At 62.1% G+C, this 13,220-nt stretch carries 10 protein-coding genes; 5 read left to right on the forward strand and 5 right to left on the reverse strand.

The genetic code is table 11. The features are described from left to right. Window positions 1-31 precede the first annotated feature (31 nt). Window positions 32-994 carry a CobW family GTP-binding protein gene (locus TU79_RS00865; RefSeq protein WP_057006285.1) on the forward strand — a complete coding sequence of 321 codons (963 nt, stop codon included), beginning with the start codon at window positions 32-34 and terminating at the stop codon, window positions 992-994. Here the strand turns inward: TU79_RS00865 and TU79_RS00870 are convergent. Continuing rightward, the gene (locus TU79_RS00870) at window positions 988-1,383 is read right to left on the reverse strand and encodes a DUF3301 domain-containing protein (RefSeq protein ID WP_057006286.1); all 396 of its coding nucleotides are present in this window, start codon (window positions 1,381-1,383) and stop codon (window positions 988-990) included. The genes TU79_RS00865 and TU79_RS00870 overlap by 7 nt on opposite strands. A gap of 117 nt (window positions 1,384-1,500) precedes the next feature. Between TU79_RS00870 and pdxY the strand changes: the two genes are divergently transcribed. Next, window positions 1,501-2,373, forward strand: coding sequence for a pyridoxal kinase PdxY (gene pdxY, locus TU79_RS00875; protein WP_057006287.1), 873 nt, complete (start codon window positions 1,501-1,503; stop codon window positions 2,371-2,373). A gap of 127 nt (window positions 2,374-2,500) precedes the next feature. Here the strand turns inward: pdxY and TU79_RS00880 are convergent, their stop codons facing one another. Further along, on the reverse strand, window positions 2,501-2,986 hold the full coding sequence (locus TU79_RS00880; RefSeq protein WP_053258732.1) for an acyl-CoA thioesterase: 486 nt from the start codon (window positions 2,984-2,986) through the stop codon (window positions 2,501-2,503). Window positions 2,987-3,278: 292 nt separating this feature from the next. Between TU79_RS00880 and TU79_RS00885 the strand changes: the two genes are divergently transcribed. Next, window positions 3,279-5,042, forward strand: coding sequence for a cation:proton antiporter (locus tag TU79_RS00885; protein ID WP_057006288.1), 1,764 nt, complete (start codon window positions 3,279-3,281; stop codon window positions 5,040-5,042). A 143-nt stretch (window positions 5,043-5,185) separates the two neighbouring features. Here TU79_RS00885 and TU79_RS00890 read toward each other — a convergent pair whose 3' ends face one another. From TU79_RS00890 to uvrD, 3 genes are all read right to left on the reverse strand, one after another. Then, window positions 5,186-5,593, reverse strand: coding sequence for an SMI1/KNR4 family protein (locus TU79_RS00890; protein ID WP_003195742.1), 408 nt, complete (start codon window positions 5,591-5,593; stop codon window positions 5,186-5,188). 135 nt (window positions 5,594-5,728) lie between these two features. Further along, on the reverse strand, window positions 5,729-6,601 hold the full coding sequence (locus tag TU79_RS00895) for a Tim44 domain-containing protein (RefSeq protein ID WP_057006289.1): 873 nt from the start codon (window positions 6,599-6,601) through the stop codon (window positions 5,729-5,731). Between the two features lie 189 nt (window positions 6,602-6,790). Beyond that, window positions 6,791-8,974 carry a DNA helicase II gene (gene uvrD / locus TU79_RS00900; RefSeq protein ID WP_057006290.1) on the reverse strand — a complete coding sequence of 728 codons (2,184 nt, stop codon included), beginning with the start codon at window positions 8,972-8,974 and terminating at the stop codon, window positions 6,791-6,793. Window positions 8,975-9,250: 276 nt separating this feature from the next. On the opposite strand from uvrD, the gene TU79_RS00905 reads away from it, so the two are divergent. Then, complete coding sequence (locus TU79_RS00905; RefSeq protein WP_057006291.1) at window positions 9,251-12,124, forward strand: GGDEF and EAL domain-containing protein; 2,874 nt, start codon at window positions 9,251-9,253, stop codon at window positions 12,122-12,124. A 162-nt stretch (window positions 12,125-12,286) separates the two neighbouring features. Then, complete coding sequence (gene hexR, locus TU79_RS00910; protein ID WP_003177007.1) at window positions 12,287-13,153, forward strand: transcriptional regulator HexR; 867 nt, start codon at window positions 12,287-12,289, stop codon at window positions 13,151-13,153. Window positions 13,154-13,220: the final 67 nt, after the last annotated feature.

The raw sequence follows: 13,220 nt of genomic DNA on the forward strand, positions 1-13,220 counted from the left end.
AGCGCTCTACACGGCCTGAACGATGCCCACGATGCTGCAGAACATTCCCACCCACGTGATCGCCGGGCCCCTGGGCGCCGGCAAGACCAGCCTGATCAAGCACCTGCTTGCCCAGCGCCCGGCCAATGAGCGCTGGGCGGTGCTGATCAATGAGTTCGGGCAGATCGGCCTGGACGCCGCCTTGCTCACCCAGGACGACGACGGTATTGCCTTGGGCGAAGTGGCGGGTGGCTGTCTGTGTTGCGTCAATGGTGCGCCGTTTCAGGTAGGCCTTGGCCGCCTGTTGCGCAAGGCCAGGCCGGACCGGTTGTTTATCGAGCCCTCGGGCCTTGGCCACCCGGCGCAGCTGCTCAAACAGCTGCGCGAGACGCCGTGGCAGAACGTGCTGGCGGTTCAGCCCTGTGTGCTGGTGCTGGACGCCCAGACGCTGGCGGCGGGCAAACCCCTGCCGCCCGCACAGCGGGAGGCGTTGGCCAGCGCGGGTCTGTTGGTGTTGAACAAGGATGAGGGGCTGGAAACCGAACAGCGCCAGGCCATCGGACGGCAATTACCCGATTGTGAAGTGTATTGGACGCGCCAGGCGCAGGTGCCGATTGAGTATCTGCCCGGTTTGAACACCCAGGCCGAAGCGGCTGTGGATAACGTCGAATTGCCCAAGGGGTTGGCGCAACTGCCGGCGATCTGCAGCGATCCCACGCTGCCGATCTGCTTGAGCCAGGGCCAGGAGGGCGGCTGGAGTATCGGTTGGCGCTGGCATCCGAGCCAGTGCTTTCACGTTGAGCGCCTGCAGCGCTGGCTATCAGATTTGGAATGGCGCCGCGCCAAGCTGGTTATCCACAGCTCCCAAGGCTGGCTCTCGGCCAACGCTGTGGATAACAGCATGCTCGCCTGGCAGCCCAGCGAATGGCGGCGGGACTCGCGTATCGAATTGATCTTCAGCGAATCCCAGGATATCGCCGCACTTAAGGTTGCACTCGCCGCCTGCCGTCACTGACGGTTCTTGGCCGGGTGATCCTGGCGCCATTGGCTCAGCTCGATCACCTCGGCACTGGGCATTGGCTCTTTGGCCTCGAACGGGTAGGGCGCCAGCTCGATCTGCGCGCTGTGAGCGCCGAACTGCGTGATGACACCGGCGTGGCGGGTTTCGCCGGTCACGGTAAATTCAAAATTGTAGACCCGCGCCAGGCGCCGTCGACCATTGGCGTCCTTCACAAAACCGATGCGCTTGAGCGCCACCGCACCATCGAGCAGTTCGATGTCGAGCCGGGCACAATGCTGCTTGACCCGCGCCAGCGCACGCTCGCGCAAGCCGTGGTTGTGCCAGACCCAGGCGGCGCCGGTCGCCAGCAGCATCAACACGAAGATGTTTCCCAGGGTCAGCATGCGATGAACTCCAACAAAGTGAGAGCAGCTTAACTGTGTCGCCGGTCTGTCGTACAGGCTGCGTTTAGTCGCATACTGCGCGGCCGGAATTTCAACGGCTTTATGGACATTTCCTGCATGAAACGTACACCCCATCTGCTTGCGATCCAGTCTCACGTGGTCTTTGGCCACGCCGGAAACAGCGCCGCCGTATTCCCCATGCAGCGGGTCGGGGTGAATGTCTGGCCACTCAACACGGTGCAGTTCTCCAACCACACCCAGTATGGTCAGTGGGCCGGCGAGGTGCTGGCGCCGCAGCAGATTCCGGCGCTGGTGGAAGGCATTGCGGCGATTGGCGAACTGGGCAACTGCGACGCCATTCTCTCTGGCTACCTGGGCAGCGCCGCTCAGGGCCGAGCGATCCTCACCGGCGTGGCGCGCATCAAGGCGATCAACCCCAACGCCCTGTACCTGTGCGACCCGGTGATGGGCCACGCGGAGAAAGGCTGCGTCGTGCCTCAGGAGGTCAGTGATTTCTTGCTGGATGAAGCCGCCGCCATGGCCGATTTCCTCTGCCCCAACCAGCTCGAGCTGGACAGCTTTGCCGGGCGCAAGCCGCAGTCATTGTTCGATTGCCTGGCGATGGCCAAGGCCTTGCTGGCGCGCGGGCCAAAGGCGGTGCTGGTCAAGCACCTCGATTACCCGGGCAAGCTGCCAGACGGCTTCGAGATGCTGCTGGTGACCGCCGACGGCAGCTGGCACTTGCGTCGGCCGCTGCTGGCATTCCCGCGCCAACCGGTGGGCGTGGGCGACCTGACCTCGGGGCTGTTCCTGGCGCGGGTGCTGCTGGGCGACAGCTTGCTGGCGGCGTTCGAATTCACCGCTGCGGCGGTGCATGAAGTGCTGCTGGAAACCCAGGCCTGCGCCAGTTACGAGTTGGAGCTGGTGCGGGCCCAGGATCGAATCGCCCACCCGCGCGTGCGGTTTGAGGCCACGCCGATCAGCCTGTAAGCACACAACACCAATGTGGGAGGGGGCTTGCTCCCGATAGTGGTATATCAGCCACCTCTGTATGGGCTGAACCACCGCCATCGGGAGCAAGCCCCCTCCCACATTTGGTTAGGTTTACAGCATGGGATCAGGGCGCGTCGGCCTTGATCTCCTGATAACGCTTTTCCAGCTCCTGGCGAATTTGCCGGCGCTGCTGGGCCTGCACGAAGCGGCGCTTGTCTTCGCTGTTCTGCGGTTGCAGCGGCGGCACGGCGGCGGGCTTGCGCTGGTCGTCCACCGCCACCATGGTGAAGAAGCAACTGTTGGTGTGGCGCACCGAGCGTTCGCGGATGTTCTCGGTCACCACCTTGATGCCCACTTCCATCGAGGTATTGCCGGTGTAGTTGACCGACGCGAGGAAGGTCACCAGTTCGCCGACATGAATCGGTTCGCGAAAAATCACCTGGTCGACCGACAAGGTGACTACATAACGGCCGGCATAACGGCTGGCACAAGCGTAGGCCACTTCGTCGAGGTACTTGAGCAATGTGCCGCCGTGGACATTGCCTGAGAAGTTGGCCATGTCAGGGGTCATCAATACCGTCATCGACAGCTGGGCGTTTCCGGGTTCCATAGCACACTCACGGTTGTAGGCATTGGTTGGGGAGGCACCTCTGCGGGTGCTGGAATCATTTGCAGCGCTATTGGTAACGGGACGCCGACGGGAGGCTTGCCGTCACGCCCCGCAGCGATTGTTTCCATATATTGCACCGGCTTTTCACTGGAAGTCGCGGTGTTAACCTTCAAACGCCCATCTCAGGGCATTTCTTACGATCAAGGTAGACTTTTCCTTCCGCTCTTGGCGACTGCTCAGCGGCGCGAGCGGAAGTGGGAAAAGCGCCAGTACCCTCAAGGAGCCCCTCGCCATGCACGCCATCAGTTTTATTCAGGACCTGGCCGTGATCATGCTGGTGGCTGGGGTGGTCACCATCCTGTTTCACCGATTCAAGCAGCCGGTGGTGCTGGGCTACATCGTCGCCGGCTTCATCATCGGTCCCCACACCCCGCCGTTCGGTCTGATCCATGACGAAGACACGATCAAGACCCTTGCCGAGCTGGGGGTGATCTTCCTGATGTTCTGCCTGGGCCTGGAGTTCAGCCTGCGCAAGTTGTTCAAGGTGGGCGCCACGGCGTTTATCGCGGCGTTCCTCGAAATCATCCTGATGATCTGGATCGGCTACGAGATCGGCCAGTGGTTCGACTGGAACACCATGGACTCGCTGTTCCTCGGGGCAATCCTGGCCATTTCCTCGACCACCATCATCGTCAAGGCGCTCAATGACCTGAAGATGAAAAACCAGCGCTTTGCCCAGCTGATTTTCGGCGTGCTGATCGTCGAGGACATCCTGGGTATCGGCATCATCGCCTTGCTGTCGAGCATCGCCGTCAGTGGCACGGTCAGCTCCGGCGAGGTGTTTTCCACGGTCGGCAAACTCTCGCTGTTCATGATTGTGGCGTTGGTGATCGGCATTCTGCTGGTGCCGCGCCTGCTGGCCTATGTGGCCAGGTTCGAAAGTAACGAAATGCTGTTGATCACCGTGTTGGGACTGTGTTTCGGCTTCTGCCTGCTGGTGGTCAAACTGGAATACAGCATGGTGCTGGGGGCGTTCCTAATTGGCGCGATCATGGCCGAGTCTCGCCAGTTGATTAAGATCGAGCGCCTGATCGAGCCGGTTCGCGACCTGTTCAGCGCCATCTTCTTCGTGGCGATCGGCTTGATGATCGACCCGCAGATCCTGCTGCAATACGCCTGGCCAATCGCGGTGATCACCGTGGCGGTGGTGCTGGGCAAGATGCTGTCCTGCGGCCTCGGGGCATTTATCGCCGGCAATGACGGCCGCACCTCACTGCGCGTGGGCATGGGGCTGTCACAGATTGGCGAGTTTTCCTTCATCATCGCCGCGCTGGGGATGACGTTGCAGGTCACCAGCGACTTTCTTTACCCGGTGGCGGTGGCCGTCTCGGTGATCACCACCTTGCTCACGCCTTACCTGATTCGCAGTGCCGACCCGCTGTCACTGAAGATTGCCGCCGTCATGCCCAAGCGCTTGAGCCGTGTATTTGGCCTGTACGGCGAGTGGTTGCGCAGCATCCAGCCGCAAGGCGAGGGCGCGATGCTCGCGTCGATGATCCGCAAGATCATCCTGCAGGTGGGGGTGAACCTGGCGCTGGTGATCGCGATCTTCTTCACCGGCAGTTTTTTTGCGGCGCGCATCGGGGGGTATCTGGAAGGCTGGATCAGCGATCCAAGCTGGCAGAAGGCATTGATCTGGGGTGGGGCGCTGCTGTTGTCGCTGCCGTTTCTGATCGCGGCGTATCGCAAGCTCAAGGCGCTGTCGATGCTGTTGGCGGAGATGAGCGTCAAGCCGGAGATGGCCGGGCGGCATACCCAGCGTGTGCGTCGGGTGATCGCGGAGCTGATTCCGATTCTGTCGCTGCTGGTGATTTTCGTGCTGCTGGCAGCCTTGTCAGCCAGTATTTTGCCGACCAACAAGTTGCTGGTGTTGATCGCCGTGGTCACGGCGGCGGTGGCAGCGGTGCTCTGGCGCTGGTTCATCCGCGTGCATACGCGGATGCAGGTGGCGTTGTTGGAGACGCTGGATAACCACAAGGATACGTCGGAGCACTGAGGATGCGCTGAGTATCCAATGTGGGAGGGGGCTTGCTCCCGATGTCAGTGTGTCAGTCACGAGGGTTTTGACTGATCCACCGCTATCGGGAGCAAGCCCCCTCTCACATTTGAATCGGCTTGGCTGCGCCCAAGCAGTTGCAATCAGCTTTCCAGCCAGACGTCCCGCGCCCAGTGCCACACCGATTCCCAGGTTTCTTCCTGGACCAGTTCTTCTTCAGCCGACCACAGCACCACGGTGCCGTCTTCCTCGACGCAGTAGTAGTCGTCGCCGTCCTGGCAGATCGGGATCAGGCTGCGGTCCACGCCGGCATCCCAGGCGTTGGCCGCCACGTCCGGCAGGTAGGTGTGCGATTGGGGGTCGGTGACGGTCACCGGCTCCAGGCTGCCGTACACCACGTCGCTGACGGTGAGCAGGAATTCGCGGAAGACGAACGGGATGTCGATGAACAGTTGTTCCTCGATTTCCACCAGTTGATCTTCGTCAGGCAGTTCCAGAGGAACCGGTACGGGCTCGTTGGCTTCACGCAATTGTTCGATGATTTCTTCCACGGCCGGGATCCTCTTGCTAGATGGCGCGGTTAATAGGGGCGTTTTATACAGTAGCTCGCTATAAGTGCAACCGTGAAATAGAAAACCCCGGACAAGTCCGGGGTTTTTATTACCACATGCTCAAGCGTGCGGGTATCAGCTGTTCTGACGGATACCGGCGACCAGCCATGGCTGGTTCTCGCCCTGCGGACGTTCCATGTTCCAGCTTTCGCTGAACGCCTCGCCCTGGTCGAAGCGCGAGGTCTTCGACACACCGCTGAAGGTCAGGGTGGCAATGGTCTTGTCGGCGCGATCATCCACACCGTCCAGCTGGACGCGCAGGTCGTCGATGTAGGTCGACTGGAACGCATCGCCAATCTCGGCACGTTCGCGCTTGAGGAACTCCAGCAGTTGCGGGGTCACGAACTCGGCGATCTTGTCCATTTCGTTGGCGTCCCAGTGCTGCTGCAGGGACTGGAAATGGCTGCGGGCCGCTTCGACGAAGCGCTCCTCGTTGAACCAGGCCGGTGCATTGATCACCGGACGGGCGGGAGCCTGGGCTGCCGAACCACCGAAGATCGAACCCATTGCCGCAGGCTTCTGCTCGAAGACTTCACGCTGCATCGGCGCGCCGGCCGGGGCGAGGTGCTCCTGCTGCTTGCGACGACGGGCGGCGATGAAGCGGAAGATTACAAAGGCGATGACCGCCAGGATCAGGATGTCGAAGATCTGCATGCCCTGGAAGCCGCCGCCCATGAACATGGAGGCCAGCAGGCCACCGGCTGCGATGCCGGCCAGAGGGCCGAGCCAGCGCGAAGCACCGCCGGCCTTGGCCGCCGCGCCTGCGGCACCTGCTGCGCCAGCAGTGGCTGCAGCGCCGCCGGCACCGGCGGATGGCGCCATTTGGCTGGTCTGGTGGGTCGGTGCCGCGCCCGAACTTTTGCCGCCACCGAAGCGTTTGGCGTTGGCGTCGATGCTCATCGTCAAACCGATGCACAACGCCATGGCGATGCTAAGAAAACGTTTCATAAAGGGAATTCCCATTTGTGGATTGCACGCGCGCCATGTTGCACAGGTGTTGTGGCAGTGGCTAGCGGCAGAGTGTTTCGGGCTTTTGCGTAGGACCTATTCCGAAGGGTCTGTAGGACTAATTACAGATATTGGCCCGCGCTCGTTAAAAACAAGGGCGGGCCAATAACCTTCATGCAGGCAAATGTGTCAGACAGCCTCGAGCTTGGCGTAACCCATCATCAGCCACTTGCTGCCTTCGGCGAAGTTCACCTGTACCCGTGCCTGGGCGCCGGCACCCTCGAAGTTGAGGATCACCCCTTCGCCGAAAATCGAATGCCGCACCTGCTGGCCCAGACTGAACTGGGTTTCGGGGATCTCCGAGCCTGCAAACAGGGTGCTGCTGTTCTGCTGCTGGCCACCGCCGAACGGGCGGCTGACGCTGTTGGACAGGCGCACTTCCTGGATCAGTCCCTTCGGCACTTCACGTACGAAGCGCGACACCTTGTTGTAGGTCTCGCTGCCGTACAGGCGTCGGGTCTCGGCGTAGGTCATCACCAGGTTCTGCATCGCCCGGGTGATGCCCACATAGGCCAGGCGGCGTTCTTCCTCAAGGCGACCCGGCTCTTCCAGGCTCATCTTGTGCGGGAACAGGCCTTCTTCCATGCCCACCAGGAACACATACGGAAACTCCAGGCCCTTGGCGCTGTGCAAGGTCATCAGTTGGACGCTGTCTTCATGCTCGTCGGCCTGGGTATCACCGGCCTCCAATGAGGCATGGCCGAGGAACGCGGCGAGCGGTGTAAGGTCTTCTTCGGTCTCGGCGTTTTCGAACGCCCTGGCGGCGCTGACCAGTTCCTCAAGGTTTTCTACCCGGGCCTGGCCTTTCTCGCCTTTTTCCGCTTCGTGATAGGCGATCAGCCCGGACTGTTCGATCACGGTCTGGGTCATCAGGTGCAGGGGCATTTCCATGCACTTGGCGGCGAGGTTGTCGATCAACTCGACAAACCCGCCCAACGCCCCGGCAGCGCGGCCGGTCAGGCCTTTGTTGGCGATGAGCAGGCGCATGGCTTCCCACATCGACACATCCGCATGGCGGGCGTGTTCGCGGATCGCCTCGACGGTCTTCTCGCCGATGCCACGCGCTGGCACGTTGATCACCCGTTCCAGCGCGGCATCGTTGCCACGGCCCTCCAGCAGACGCAGGTAGGCCATGGCGTTCTTGATTTCCGCGCGCTCGAAGAAGCGCTGACCGCCATAGATGCGATAGGGGATGCGCTCGCGCAGCAACGCTTCTTCCAGCACCCGCGATTGGGCGTTGGAGCGGTACAGAATGGCGATGTCGCTGCGCGCCAGGCCGGTTTTCAATGCGCTTTCAATGGTTTCCACCACATAGCGCGCTTCATCGTGCTCGTTGAACGCGGCGTACAGGTTGATCGCTTCACCTTCGCCGCCGTCGGTCCACAGCTCCTTGCCCATGCGCCCGGTGTTGTTGGCGATCAAGGCGTTGGCGGCCTTGAGGATGCCGGCGGTGGAGCGGTAGTTCTGCTCCAGGCGGATGGTGATCGCGTCCGGGAAGTCATCGGAGTACTGGTAGATGTTCTCGATTTTCGCGCCGCGCCAGCCATAGATCGACTGGTCGTCGTCGCCCACTACCATCAGGCTGTCGCCGCCCTTGGCCAGCAGGCGCAACCAGGCGTACTGCACGGCGTTGGTGTCCTGGAACTCGTCCACCAGAATGTGGCGAAAGCGTTTCTGGTAATGCGCCAGCAGGCCCGGGTTGTCGCGCCACAGGTCAAGGGCGCGCAACAGCAATTCGGAGAAGTCGATCACCCCGGCACGCAGGCAGGCGGCCTCGTAGGCTTCATAAACGCTGCGCATGGTGGCCAGGAACAGATCGCCGCTGGCCTGAATATGCTGCGGGCGCAGGCCTTCGTCCTTCTGGCCGTTGATAAACCACTGCGCCTGGCGTGCGGGCCAGCGCTGTTCGTCAAGGCCCAGCTCGCGCATCACCCGCTTGACCAGGCGTTGCTGGTCGTCGCTGTCGAGGATCTGGAAGGACTGGCTCAGGCCCGCTTCCTGCCAGTGCGCGCGCAACAGGCGGTGCGCCAGGCCGTGGAAGGTGCCCACCCACATGCCAGCCGGGCTGATGCCCATCAACTGCTCGATGCGGTGGCGCATCTCGGCAGCCGCCTTGTTGGTGAAGGTCACCGAGAGGATGGAGTGCGGCGACGCGTTCTCGACCTGGATCAACCAGGCGATACGGTGCACCAGCACTCGGGTTTTACCGGAGCCAGCACCGGCCAGGACCAACTGACGGCCAACGGGGGCGGCTACGGCCTGGCGTTGGGCGTCGTTGAGGGAGTTCAGCAGAAGGGAGAGATCATCGCGCATCGACGCATTCTAGGGTGCCGGGGGGAGTCGGGCAAATCCCAATGCCGCCCGGTCGACGGAAAACCCGCGTCGCGCTGCTGCCCGGTAAATATTCTTTCGCTCGGGATGACCGGTAAGTCATGGCCACAGCCCGCGCGGCGTCTCGCTGAAGGCCGCAGGGCCCCAGCTATGCGCGCCAATGGCCGGTGATTTTAATCACACTGGGCGGTTTGGCCTGGGCACTTGCTTGTGTATGCTCCGCGAACGTTCGGGCTCACCATTCTAAGAACATCGCCTATGACCCTCAGCACTGACCTGTCTGGCCTCACGGCCGCGCCCGCGCAGGTTATCCGCAAGCACTACGCCACCGAGATGGCGGTCGAGCGCACACGCCTGCTTTATCAGGGCTCGCTGCTGCCGACCTTATTGATGTTGGTGAATGGTCTGGTCTGTGCCTGGCTGCTGTGGAACCCCCGGCAATACCTGCTCGACAGCCTCTGGATGGTCTGGTTGCTCGCCCTGGTGGCGATGCGCGTGATCCAGGTGGCGGCATTTGATTCGGCGATGCCCAGTCGGCAGGCGCAACCCGTGTGGCGGCGCATGTTCATGCTCGGCTCGGCGGTCAGCGGCCTGACCCTGGCCATCGCCGCCATCGCTTTGGTGCCCAAGGACAGCTTCATGCAGCAGGCCTGGGTGTTCGGTCTGCTCGGGGCGGCCACCTTGTCGGCCAGCGTGGCCTATGCCGTGAGTCTGTCGGCATTCCTGTCGTTTGCCTTGCCGTGCCTGGTGCCGGCCATCGCCTATCTGTTCTGGGACGGCGCGGCGCAGCAGCGTGGCTGGGCCGTGCTCGGGCTGATTCTGCTGGCATCGCTCAGCCTGGTCGCCTGGCAGGTCAACCGCCTGATCCAGCGCGGGCTGGTGCGGCGCTTCCAGAACCAGGCCTTGATCGAACACCTGCAACAGGCCCGGCAGCGCAGCGAGCAGCTCAATCAGGACCTGGTGCGCGAAGTCGAGCAGCGGCGCAAGGTCGAACAGGACCTGCGCGAGGCACAAATCGGCTTGCAGGACCGCGTGGCGCAGCGCAGCCAGGAACTCGATGCCGCCAGCCTTGCCCTGAATAAAAGCGAAGAGCGCCTGGCCATGGCCCTGCAAGCCAGCGAATTGGGCCTGTGGGACTGGAACCTGCAGACCGACGAAGTCCACCACTCTCAGCTCAAGGAGTTGTTCGGCCTGGAGCCTGAGTACATGACGGCCATGCTCAGTCATCTCAGGCCGCGCCTGCACCCCGAGGATCTGCCGTTGCTCAAGCGCGCGCTGGTGGATCACCTCAAGGGCCGCAGCGAGGACTATCAGGTGCAATACCGCGTGCGCCACGGCGATGGCCACTGGGTGTGGATCGAAGACCGTGGCCGCGCGGTGGAGCATTCAGCCAGCGGGCGCGTGACGCGCATGCTCGGCACGCGCCGTGACATCAGTGCCGAAAAGGTCCTTGAAGAGCAGCAGCGGCTGGCCTCGACGGTGTTTGAGGCCGCCAGCGAAGGCATCGTGATCCTTGACCCGAATTACGCGCTGATCGCCGTCAACCAGGCCTTCAGCCGGGTCACCGGCTTTGATATTGATGACATGCTCGGCCGCAACGTCGTGGAGCTGCCCTGCAGCCGCGACGCTCGACGTCACTTCCCGCTGATCCATCAGGCGCTGCTCAGCCATGGCACCTGGCAAGGTGAGCTGGTGGAAACGCGCAAGAACGGCGAGTTGTACCCGCAATGGCTGCAACTGAACGTGGTGCGCGATGTTCGTGGCAACGTCAGCCATATTGTGGGCTTCTTCGCCGATCTGTCCGCCAGACGTGAGTCGGAGGAGCGCATGCGCTATCTCACTCACTACGACGAATTGACCGGGTTGGCCAACCGCTCGCTGTTTCGCGAGCGGCTGCGCGAGGCGCACCAGCGGGTGCGTCAGGGCGGCCGCAGCCTGGCGCTGCTGCATATCAACCTGGACCGTTTCAAGTTGCTCAACGATAGCCTGGGCCATGAAGTGGCCGACCAGTTGTTGCAGAAGATGGCGCGGCGCTTGATCAATGCCTTGCCCGAGGCCGACACCATCGCGCGCCTGTCCGGTGACGAATTCGCCGTGCTGTTTGATGCCTACGGCAACCTCTCCAGCCTGGCGCGGGTGGCCACGCGATTATTGGCCAAGCTGCGCGTGCCGGTCACGGTGGAGGGGCATGAATTGGTGGTCAGCGCCTCAATGGGGGTCAGCCTGTTGCCGGATAACGCGCGGGAAATTTCCGCTCTGGTCAGCCAATCGAATATGGCCATGCAACACGCCAAGCACCTGGGCGGCAATAACTTCCAGTTCTATACCGACAGTCTGCAAGCCAGCACCCTGGAGCGTCTGCAACTGGAAAATCACCTGCGCAAGGCTATCGACGAGCGCCAGCTCACGGTGTTTTACCAGCCCAAGCTGTGCCTGGTCAGCGGCACGCTCAATGCAGCCGAAGCCCTGGTGCGTTGGGAACATCCGCAGTGGGGCATGGTGCCGCCGGGGGATTTTATCGGTCTGGCCGAAGAGACCGGCCTGATTGTGCCGCTGGGCGAGTTCGTGCTGCGCCAGGCCTGCTGGCAGGCCTGTGAGTGGCAGCGCCAGGGGCTGGCGCCGATCCGGGTGTCGGTGAACCTGTCGGTGCATCAGTTGCGCCAGGGCAAGCTGGTCAGCCTGGTGCGCCAGGTGCTTGAAGAAACCGGCCTGGACCCGCAGTACCTGGAGCTGGAGCTGACGGAAAGCCAGTTGCTCGACAGCGTCGAGCACATCATCGCCACCTTCCAGCAACTGCGCGACCTGGGGGTAAAGCTGGCCATCGACGATTTTGGTACCGGCTATTCGTCCCTGAGCTACCTCAAGCGCATCCCCGTGGACTACGTGAAGATCGACCAGACCTTTATTCGGGGGCTGGGACAGGGGCGCGAAGACGCGGCCATCACCCGCGCAATCATCGCCATGGCCCACGGCCTGGCGCTCAAGGTGGTGGCCGAAGGCGTGGAAGATCAGCAGCAGCTGGATTTCCTGCGCGCGCAACAGTGCGACGAGGTGCAGGGCTACCTGATCAGCCGGCCGATCCCGGCCGCACAGTTCGCGCAATTGTTACGCGAGAATGCGGATTTTCCTTAACGACGCTGGGGCCGCCGTTGTTGCTACATGGTGTCTGGCCTTGAATTCAAGGGGGAAGAAGGCGATTTAGTAAAGGATCACGCGGGCAAAACGGCAATTCTTGTAGTATAACTACAAGCTTGCTACATCCCTGGCATCTGCCAATAACAAGAGTCCTGCCCTGTGAACCTGTTGCAACATATCGCCCAGTCGCGCCACCTGTTACGCAAATCGGAACTCAAGGTTGCCGATCACGTGCTGCTTGACCCTGCGGCCGTGATGCACAGTTCCATGGCCGACCTGGCCCACAGCGTGGGCATCAGCGAGCCGACCATCGTGCGCTTCTGCCGCGCCATCGGTTGCTCGGGGTTCCAGGACCTGAAACTCAAGCTGGCCCAGAGCCTGGCTGCCGGTGCGAGTTTTGGCCAGTTTGCGATCCACGAAGACGATTCGGTCGCCGACTACAGCCTCAAGATTTTTGACACCACTCTGCATACCCTGATGGAAGTGCGCGAGAAGCTCGACCCGGTGGAGCTGCAAAAGGCCGTGACCGCCATGTCCCAGGCCCAGCGCGTGGAGTTCTATGGTTTTGGCGCCTCGGGTGCCGTGGCGGCCGACGCCCAGCACAAATTCTTCCGCTTGCTGCTCACCGCAGCCGCCTACAGCGACCCGCACATGCAGGCGATGTCGGCGGTGACCTTGAAGCCTACCGACGTGGCCATCTGCATTTCCCAGTCCGGCCGCTCCAAAGACCTGCTGATCACCGCCAACCTGGTGCGCGAAAGCGGCGCCTCACTGATCACCCTGTGCCCGAGTCAGACGCCATTGGCGGAACTGTCCACGGTCAATCTGGCGATCGATGTGCACGAAGACACCGAAATCTATACGCCGCTGACCTCGCGCATCGCCCACCTGGTGGTAATCGACGTACTCGCCATGGGCGTTGCCATGGCGCGCGGACCGAGCCTGGTCAACCACCTCAAGAGCGTGAAGCGCAGCTTGCGCAGCCTGCGGTTGTCGCCCAAGTCGGTCAAAGCTCTCGACGACTGATTCAAGGTCGCACGCGATCAACATGTGGGAGGGGGCTTGCATCTGCTGCGTGCCCAAAATCTTCATC

It is taken from the genome of Pseudomonas trivialis, from assembly GCF_001439805.1.
Classification (GTDB): Bacteria; Pseudomonadota; Gammaproteobacteria; order Pseudomonadales; family Pseudomonadaceae; genus Aquipseudomonas; species Aquipseudomonas trivialis.